Here is an 8,948-nt window from a genome sequence, read left to right as displayed (position 1 = left end):
GGCATCTACCAGAGCCTGGCCACGCAGGTGCAGGGCGGTCAGCTGCCCCGCCCGGTAGTGCCGGCCGCTGGCCGGCAATGCCAACCAAGGTTGGCAGCTACCAGAGCCTGGCCACGCTGGTGCCGGTCGGTCAACTGCCCGCCCGGTAGTGCCGGCCGCTGGCCGGCAATGCCAACCAAGGTTGGCAGCTACCAAGGCCAGGCCACGCACGTAGACGCAGGCGGCCGCGCCGGGGCTTCTAGTGCCGCACCCACCACAGCAGGCTCAGGCCGGCCAGCAGCACCAGTCCGCCGAAGCTGCGCAGGGCCGGGCTGGGCAGGTCCAGCAGGCGTTCGGCCATGCGCTTCCAGGCGAACGGCGCGACGAACAGGAACAGGCCTTCCAGCACCGCGACCAGGCAGACGGCGGCGAACAGATCTTTCATCGGGAACTCCGGAAAAAGCACGGGGCCCGGCAGTTGGCCGGGCCCCGTGGGGTAATGCCCTGCGACCTCAGCGGTCGTTCTTCAGGTACTGCAGGAACGGGTCGTTCTTGTCGAGCACGATCACGCCGTTGCCGTCGGTCATGGAGCCGCGGTACGCCTCCAGGCTACGGTAGAACGCGTAGAACGACGGATCAGCCGAACCGGCCTTGCCGTAGATGCGGGTGGCTTCCGCATCACCCTCACCGCGCAGGCGCTGTGCATCGCGCTCGGCCTCGGCGATCAGCACGGTGCTGTCACGGTCGGCCTGGGCGCGGATGGTCAGCGACTGTTCCTCGCCTTCCGCGCGCAGCTTGGCGGCTTCCTGCTTGCGCTGGGCGCGCATGCGCTCGTACACGTCGTTGATCACCTGGCTGTCGGTGGGCAGGTCCACCTGCTTGATGCGCAGGTCGATCATCTGCATGCCCAGGCCGGCCACGGCCTCGTTGATTCCCTTCAACTGCTCGGCGATCAGCTCACTGCGGTCGCCGGACACCAGCTGCTGCAGGGTGCGCGAGTTGATCTGGTTACGCAGCGAATCGGTGATGATCGGCGCCAGGCGGGCGTTGGCCACGCGCGGGTCGCCGCCGGTGGCACGGAAGTAGTCACCCACGTTGGAGATGTAGCCGATGGCGAAGAAGTCGACGCTGACGTCCTTCTGCTCGGCGGTGAAGTAGCGCGCCGGCGCGGTGTCGAGCACCTGGAAGCGGCGGTCGAAGACCTTCACCGTTTCCACCACCGGCACCTTGAAGTGCAGGCCTGGCTTGATGTCCGAACGCACCACCTTGCCCAGGTTCAGCACCATGGCGGTCTGGTCCTCACGGACCACATACACCGAGCCGAGCAGGCCCAGCACCACCGCCACGATCACGGCGATCCAGATAGGACTCTTCATCGGCTGCCCTCCTCACGGCCGCTCGGTCGCCCGGTCGGGCGGCCCACCGGCCGGCCCGGATCACGGGAAGCTTCCACCGCTGCGCCCGGCAGCGACGGCATGACCACGTCCGGGTTTGCCACTGCGGCCGGGGCCGACGTGGCAGGACGGGTGTCGCCAGTCATCGGCACGTAGATCAGCTGGCGGCCATCGCCGCCGATCACCTTGCGGTTCTCGCTCAGCACCTGCTGCACGGTCTCCAGCCACAGGCGCTTGCGGGTCACTTCCGGCGCGTCCTTGTACTGGGCCTGCAACAGGCTGAAGCGCTGCGCGTCACCCTCGGCCTTGGACACCACTGCCTGCTTGTAGCCTTCGGCGGTGGTACGGGCGCGCGAGGCCTGGCCTCGGGCTTCCGGCACGACCTTGGCGGCGTAGGCCTGGGCTTCGTTGATCAGGCGTTCCTTGACCTGCTGGGCACCATTGACCTCGTCGAAGGCCGGCTTCACTTCCTCCGGCGGACGGGCGTCCTGCAGGGTCAGGCCGGTCACGGTCAGGCCGGTCTTGAACGCCTTCAGCAGCGCCTGCAGGCGCTCCTCGGCGGCCACGGCCAGCGGGCCACGGTTGTTCAGCACGGCATTGAGGTCGGCGCGGCCGACTTCCTCGCGCACCGCGCTCTGCGCCGACTGCTCCAGCACCTGGTTGGCATCGACCGTGCCGAACAGGTACTGCTGCGGATCGTCGATGCGGTACTGGACGTTCAGCGAGACGTTGACGATGTTCTCGTCGCGGGTCAGGACCGGCACCTGGATCGAGAAGGTCTTGATCTCGGTGGCGTTGACCTTGGTGACCGACTCGATCGGCCACGGCAGCTTGAAGTTCGGGCCGGGCTGCAGGATGCGCGAGAACTGGCCGAAGCGCAGGACCACGCCACGCTGCTGTTCACCGATCAGCTGGAAGCTGGAGAACAGCACCAGCAGCACCACGGCCGCCACCACCCAACGCACGATGCCGCCGTCGAACAGGTCCTTCAGCGGCCCGGGCAGTCCGCCCCAGCCACCACCATTGCCACCGCCGCGCGACCCGAACGGCCCGCGTCGATTGTCCTCGGGGCCTTGTCCGCCCTTGTTGCCGCCGGGTGTATTCCAGGCCATGCACGCTCCATCAAGATGTGGGCTGCGGCGCGGGCCCTTCCCGCGGCGCCAGCCGTGAAACCATTACCGATCATACAAGATGGGGCGGATCGGCAGGATCGAAAGGGCGACGACGGGGTAAGGTGGCGTTTTCCTCGAAGTCAGGCAACGCCGATGGCCCCCACCACCCCGTTCACCGCCTTCCGCATCGAAAACGACGACGCCGGCTATCGCAGCGGCCTGACCCGGATCGGTGTCGACGACCTCAACCCCGGGCAGGTGCTGATCCGCGCCCACTGGTCCTCGGTCAACTACAAGGATGCCCTGGCCGGCACCGGCAAGGGGAAGATCCTGCGCCGCTTCCCGCTGATCGGCGGCATCGACGTGGCCGGCACCGTGGTCGCCAGCACCGACCCGGCCTGGCGTGAAGGCGACGCGGTGCTGGCCACCGGCTGCGGCCTCAGCGAGACCCGTGACGGCGGCTACAGCCAGTATGTGCGGCTGGAGTCGCGTGCGGTGATTGCACAGCCGGCCGGGCTGAGCCCGCGCGAGGCGATGGTGCTGGGCACCGCCGGCTTCACGGCGGCGCTGGCGCTGCTGCGCATGCAGGACAACCGTCAGACCCCGGAGCTCGGCCCGCTGGCGGTCACCGGCGCCAGCGGCGGCGTCGGTGCGCTGGCGCTGTCGATCTTCAGCCGTGCCGGCTACACCGTGCACGCGGTCAGTGGCAAGCCGGACCAGACCGACTTCCTGCGCGACATCGGTGCCAGCGAGGTGCTGCCGCGCGAGGCGCTGGCCGACACCGCCCCGCTGCAGTCGGCGCGCTTCGGCGGGGGCCTGGACAATGCCGGCGGCGCCATGCTCGCCAGCCTGCTGGCGCAGACCGTGCCCTACGGCAGCGTGGTCAGCGCCGGCCTGGCGGCCAGCCCGACGCTGGACATGACGGTGATGCCCTTCATCCTGCGCGGTGTGTCGCTGCTCGGCGTGTCTTCGGCCAATGCGCCGCGCCGGCTGCGCGAAGAGGTGTGGTCGCGCCTGGGCGGTGAGTGGAAGCCGCAGCACCTGGACCGCATCTGCACCGCCGAGGTCGGCCTTGATGGCCTCCGGGCAGTGTTCGAGCGGATGCTGGCGGGTGGATCGCTGGGCCGCACGGTGGTGCGGATCGACTGAACGTCGCAGGCAGGCGACGGACGGCAGGTGCCCCCCTCCCGCCGGTAATGAGCCCGCACTACACTGCGGGCATTACATGGGGAACAACATGGCACGCATTCTGATCGTCGACGACTCACCGTCGCAGCTGTTGGGGATACAGCGCATCGTCGAGAAGCTCGGGCACCAGATCCTGACCGCCACCGATGGCGCCGCCGGGGTCGAAACCGCCAGGGCCGAGCTGCCCGACCTGGTTTTGATGGACGTGGTGATGCCCAATCTCAACGGCTTCCAGGCCACCCGTACCCTCGCCCGCGACGAGGCGACCCGGCATATCCCGGTGATCCTGGTGACCACCAAGGACCAGGACACCGATCGCATGTGGGGCATGCGCCAGGGCGCCAAGGCCTACATCACCAAGCCGTTCTCGGAAGACGAGCTGTCCGAGGTGCTGGAGCGGGTGTTCGCCGGCCAGGGCTGAGACGCGCGTGGTCGTGCCGGCCGCTGGCCGGCAACCACGCATCACCGTCCAGGGCAATGAAGTTGCCGGCCAGCGGCCGGCACTACCTTCAAATGGCCTCACCGAAGGCCTTGGCCAGATTGCGGTAGGCCTTCTTCTGCGCCTCGTCGGTCGCGGCCGGGGCCACGATCTCGATTTCAACGATCTGGTCGCCGTCCGGGCTGCCCGGCAGGCCGCGGCCACGCAGGCGCAGTTTGCGGCCGGCATCGGAGTCGGCGGGGATCTTCAGCTCCACCGCACCGCCCAGGGTCGGCACGCTGATGCTGGTGCCCAACGCGGCCTGCCAGGGCGTGACCGGCAACGTATAGAGGATGTTGCGGCCATCGACCTCGAACTGCGGATGCGCGGCGTACTCCACTTCCAGCAGCAGGTTGCCGCCATGGTTGCCCTGCCCTGCCAGGCGGATCACCTGGCCCGGACGGATGCCCTTGGGCACGCGCACGTCCAGCTGCTTGCCGTTGACGGTGATGCGCAGGCTGTCGCCGCTGTAGGCCGCTTCCAGCGGGACCGACAGCTTGGCGCGGGTGTCGCGGTTGGGTGCGTGGCCCTGGCTGCTGAAGCCCGGGCCCGGACCGGCACCGCCACGCTGGCGCGCGAACAGGCTTTCGAAGAAGTCGCTGAAGCCGCCGTTGGGGCCACCACCGCCGAATACTTCCTCGAAATTGAAACCGCCGGCGCCGCCGTAGTTCGGCGGCACGTTGAACTCCTCGCCCGGGCGATAGCCCTGCGCGCGCAGCTGGTCGTAGGCTGCGCGCTTTTCCGGATCGCGCAGCGCCTCGTAGGCCTCGTTGACCGCCTTGAACTTGTCTTCGGCCCCGGCCTCCTTGCTGACGTCCGGGTGGTACTTGCGTGCCAACCGGCGGTAGGCGGTCTTGATCTCCGCCTCGCCCGCGCTCGGTTCCACCCCCAGGGTGGCGTAGTAATCCTTGAATTCCATCCAGCTACCTCGATCTGCTTCGGCCGCGCCGGTGGCGCCGCCCCGGGTTCATTCTACGCGCCGGCGATGCTACGCCGCCCCTCGTGCGGCCCCGGTGAGGCCGACTGATCCTGCGCAATGCCGCTGCCATCCCGATGCCCCAGGCTGTGGCTGGAAGCGCCCGCCGCAACGCCTGAAGATGGGGCCTGCACACGGGTTTTCCAATGTCTTGACGCCCCTGTCCCATCCGGCCCACTAGCCTGCCCCAGCAAGGAGTTCCCCATGACCATCCAAGTCGGCGACCACATTCCGGAAGTGACCCTCAAGCGCATCCGCGAGGGCATCGAAACACTTGATACGCATTCGCTGTTCGACGCCCGCAAGGTCGTCCTGTTTGCGGTGCCCGGCGCGTTCACCCCCACCTGCTCGGCCCGCCACCTGCCCGGCTACGTCGAAAAATTCGAGGCCTTCCGCCAGCGCGGCATCGATGTCTACTGCGTGGCGGTCAACGACCCGTTCGTGATGAAAGCCTGGGCCGCCGACCAGAAGGTGCCCGACGGCCTGCTGATGCTGTCCGACGGCAATGCTGAGCTGACCCGCGCGCTCGGCCTGGAGCTGGATGCCAGCGCCTCGGGCATGGGCATGCGCTCGCGCCGCTTCGCGCTGTACGTGGTCGATGGCGTGGTGCGTGCGGCCTGGATCGAGCAGCCGGGCCAGTTCGAGGTGTCTTCCGCCGAGTACGTGCTGGAGCACCTGCCTACCTGATTCCCCACCGCAGAAGGAAACGGCCAGCAATGTCCAGCAAGCCAGCCAAAGCCAGCAAGCCCGCCGCCGGGATTCCCGGCATCAGTGACCGTCAGACCCTGCGCGAGCGTGCCCGGCACAACATCGAAGACGGCGCGATCACCGACAGCTACAGCGCCGACCGCAAGGTGGTGATCAAGCTGCTCAACGATGCCCTCGCCACCGAGTACGTGTGCGTGCTGCGCTACTACCGGCACTATTTCATGGCCAAGGGCATGCTGGCCGACGCGGTCAAGGCCGAGTTCCTCGAGCATGCACAGCAGGAACAGGCGCACGCCGGCAAGCTGGCCGAGCGCATCGTCCAGCTTGGCGGCGAGCCGGACCTGAACCCGGATACGCTGACCACGCGCTCGCATGCCGAGTACAAGGAAGGCAGCGACCTGCGCGACATGGTGCGCGAGAACCTGGTGGCTGAACGGATCGCCATCGACAGCTACCGCGAGATGATCAACTTCATCGGCGATCGCGATACCACCACCAAGCGCATCCTTGAAGAGATCCTGGCGCAGGAGGAAGAACACGCCGACGAGTTCGCCGACCTGCTGGACGGGTGGATCGGGGAATAGCGGCCCCGCAAACGCCTTGGTAGATGCCCACCTTGGTGGGCGCATTTATCGCGTGCCAACCAAGGTTGGCACCTACCAGAGCATGGATGCGTCGGGTCGACGGGCCATTCCCAGCACCTATCGCAGGACGTTGAACCGCACCTGCGTCCACGCGCCGTCGGCTGCCAGCGCGGTCAGGGTGTGTGCGCCCGGATCGGCGAACTCGCGCTGCATCAGCTGCGCGCCGTGGGTCTGTGCAATCCAGCGTCCATCCAGCAACCAGTCCACCGCCTGCTCGCTGCCCAGCGCGCGCAACTGCAGGCGCACGCCGTGTTCGGAATTCGGCGCGCGCGCCAGCGTGGCGCCGTCATTGAGCCCGTCCACGTGCAGCGCGACGCTGGCCTCACGCCCGTCGTCGCAGCAGTCCGGCGACAGCGCCGGCAGCTGCGAAGCCTCGCGCGTGGCCTTCGGCAGCCACGGCGACAACAACGCCGGCCAACGCGCGATCTCCCGCGCGACTTCCTGATGCGGCAAACGGCAATCAGCGGATACACGCAGACCGGTCCGCGCGTCGGCCAGGTAACGCTGCCGCCCCGGCTGCCAGCGCCGCGCCTCGCGCTCGGGGAAGGTCGGCGGTGCCGCACCGTCCAGCAGATAGGCCGACATCCGCCGCTGGCACAGCGCCGCTGGCAGGCCCTCGGCACGTTCGCCGGTGGGCCAGCAGACGTCCTCCTGGCTGACACTGGCCGGCATCGGTGCAGCAGCTGAATCACCGCGCTGGCGCGGCAGGCTGTCCACCACCTCGAACATCAGCGGCAGCGCGGTCACCGCGCCGTACTGGCCCGGTAGCGGTGTGCCGTCCGGCCGCCCCACCCACACGCCCACGGTGTAGTGGCGGGTGCTGCCGATCGCCCACGCATCGCGGTACCCGTAACTGGTGCCGGTCTTCCACGCCACGCGCGGGCGGCCACCGACATCGAACGTCCCGACGCTATACCCCGGCCGCGGATTCGATTCCAGCATCTCGCGCACGATCCAGCTGGCGCCCGGCGAGGCCAGGCGACGCTCGATCATCGGTTCGTCATCGGTGTAGCGCACGCGCCCGGCGATGCCGTTGCGGTTGAGCGCTGCGAACGCACCGACCAGATCTTCCAGCCGCGCACCGGTGCCGCCCAGGATCAGCGACAGATTGGGTGTACTGCCCGGCGGGAAGCGCAGCTGGATGCCGGAGTGCGACAGGCGTGCGGCGAAGCGCGCCGGACCGACCCGCTGCAGCAGGTCCACCGAGGGCACGTTGAGTGACAGCCGCAGCGCGCTGGAGGCACCAATCGGCCCATTGAAAGCCATGTCGAAGTTGCCGGGGCGGTAGCTGCCGAAACTCTGCGGCGCATCGACCAGCAGGCTTTCCGAATGGATCAGGCCATCGTCCAGCGCCATGGCATACAGGAACGGTTTGAGCGTGGAGCCCGGCGACCGCCAGGCCTGCACCATGTCCACGTGGCCCAGCCGCTGCCGGTCACCGAACGCCAGCGTGCCGACATAGGCACGCGCCTGCAGGGTCTGGTTGTCGACCACCAGCAGGGCGGCCGAGGTGCGTTCAGGCAGCGTCGAGAAATAGCTGGCCACGCGTTCTTCCAGTGTGCGCTGCAGGCCGATGTCGATGCTGCTCTGGATGCGTGCCTGGCCCGGATGCGCCGAGTGCAGGCGCTGCGCCAGCAGCGCGGCGTGCAGCGGCGGGCGCAGCGAGCGCGCCACCACGTTCTCGATGCGCGCGTCTTCCACTTCGTCCGCCGTCCACACGCCCAGCTCGTTCATGCGGGACAGCACCTTGTCGCGCGCCTTCTGCGCCGCTTCCGGATGACGGTCCGGGCGCAGCCGGCTCGGCGCCTGCGGCAGCACCGCCAGCAACGCGGCCTCGGCATGCGACAGCTGCGCCGCCGGCTTGCCCAGGTAGGCCCAGCTGGCCGTTTCCACCCCCTCGATGGTGCCGCCGTAGGGCGCGCGCTCCAGATACAGGGCCAGGATCTGCTGCTTGCTCAGGTGCACTTCCAGCTGCACCGCGCGCAGCATCTGCTTGAGCTTGCCCCACGGCGTGCGCGTATGCGGATCGAGGATGCGGGCGACCTGCATGGTCAGGGTCGAGCCACCGGAAACGATGCGGCCGCCACGCAGCAGCTGGCCGCTGGCACGCAGGATCGCCAGCGGGTTGATGCCCGGATGCCGCCAGAACCAGCGGTCTTCATAGGTCAGCAACGCCTGCAGGTACAGCGGCGAGACGCTGTTGATCGAAGCCGGGTAGCGCCACACGCCCTCGGCATCGGCGAATGCACGCAGCGGCGTGCCGTCGGCAGCCACCACCAGGGTGCTGGTATCACGCTGCTTCGGCAGCGGTGGCGGGAAGGCGAAATCCAGCACCAGCAGCAGCACCAGCGTGGCGGCCGTACCCCAGCGCAGCCAGGGCCACAGCGGCTGCAGCCGGCGGCGCAGGGCCGCCAGCCAGATCGGCATCGTGTTGTTCATTGCAGGTTGCCGGCAGGACGGGCCGCGCCG

General features: G+C 68.5%; 9 protein-coding genes. 4 read left to right on the top strand and 5 right to left on the bottom strand.

The window, feature by feature from the left end; all coding sequences use genetic code 11:
• Positions 1 to 238: 238 nt before the first annotated feature.
• From AC5P98_RS10920 to hflK, 3 genes are all read right to left on the bottom strand, one after another.
• The gene (locus AC5P98_RS10920) at positions 239 to 424 is read right to left on the bottom strand and encodes a DUF2065 domain-containing protein (RefSeq protein WP_005414170.1); all 186 of its coding nucleotides are present in this window, start codon (positions 422 to 424) and stop codon (positions 239 to 241) included.
• A gap of 67 nt (positions 425 to 491) precedes the next feature.
• Positions 492 to 1,355 carry a protease modulator HflC gene (gene hflC, locus AC5P98_RS10915; protein ID WP_014648031.1) on the bottom strand — a complete coding sequence of 288 codons (864 nt, stop codon included), beginning with the start codon at positions 1,353 to 1,355 and terminating at the stop codon, positions 492 to 494.
• Complete coding sequence (gene hflK / locus AC5P98_RS10910) at positions 1,352 to 2,485, bottom strand: FtsH protease activity modulator HflK (protein WP_032957109.1); 1,134 nt, start codon at positions 2,483 to 2,485, stop codon at positions 1,352 to 1,354. The genes hflC and hflK overlap by 4 nt, the downstream gene beginning before the upstream one ends.
• A 153-nt stretch (positions 2,486 to 2,638) precedes the next feature.
• On the opposite strand from hflK, the gene AC5P98_RS10905 reads away from it, so the two are divergent.
• Both AC5P98_RS10905 and pilH read left to right on the top strand, forming a co-directional pair.
• Complete coding sequence (locus AC5P98_RS10905; RefSeq protein WP_049408228.1) at positions 2,639 to 3,634, top strand: YhdH/YhfP family quinone oxidoreductase; 996 nt, start codon at positions 2,639 to 2,641, stop codon at positions 3,632 to 3,634.
• 88 nt (positions 3,635 to 3,722) lie between these two features.
• The gene (gene pilH / locus AC5P98_RS10900; RefSeq protein WP_014648033.1) at positions 3,723 to 4,094 is read left to right on the top strand and encodes a twitching motility response regulator PilH; all 372 of its coding nucleotides are present in this window, start codon (positions 3,723 to 3,725) and stop codon (positions 4,092 to 4,094) included.
• Positions 4,095 to 4,182: 88 nt separating this feature from the next.
• On the opposite strand, the gene AC5P98_RS10895 is transcribed toward pilH, so the two are convergent.
• Positions 4,183 to 5,070, bottom strand: coding sequence for a DnaJ C-terminal domain-containing protein (locus AC5P98_RS10895; RefSeq protein ID WP_032957103.1), 888 nt, complete (start codon positions 5,068 to 5,070; stop codon positions 4,183 to 4,185).
• Between the two features lie 261 nt (positions 5,071 to 5,331).
• Between AC5P98_RS10895 and AC5P98_RS10890 the strand changes: the two genes are divergently transcribed.
• Positions 5,332 to 5,814, top strand: coding sequence for a peroxiredoxin (locus AC5P98_RS10890; protein WP_049408230.1), 483 nt, complete (start codon positions 5,332 to 5,334; stop codon positions 5,812 to 5,814).
• 29 nt (positions 5,815 to 5,843) lie between these two features.
• The gene (locus AC5P98_RS10885) at positions 5,844 to 6,419 is read left to right on the top strand and encodes a ferritin-like domain-containing protein (protein WP_014648036.1); all 576 of its coding nucleotides are present in this window, start codon (positions 5,844 to 5,846) and stop codon (positions 6,417 to 6,419) included.
• Positions 6,420 to 6,536: 117 nt separating this feature from the next.
• On the opposite strand, the gene pbpC is transcribed toward AC5P98_RS10885, so the two are convergent.
• Positions 6,537 to 8,918 (bottom strand): penicillin-binding protein 1C, encoded by a 2,382-nt coding sequence (gene pbpC, locus AC5P98_RS10880; protein ID WP_495230009.1) that lies wholly within the window; start codon positions 8,916 to 8,918, stop codon positions 6,537 to 6,539.
• Positions 8,919 to 8,948: the final 30 nt, after the last annotated feature.

Source organism: Stenotrophomonas sp. YJH_SMC_135, assembly GCF_059372355.1.
Note: the sequence above shows the minus strand (reverse complement) of the source record. Positions and strands in the feature narration are given on the sequence as shown.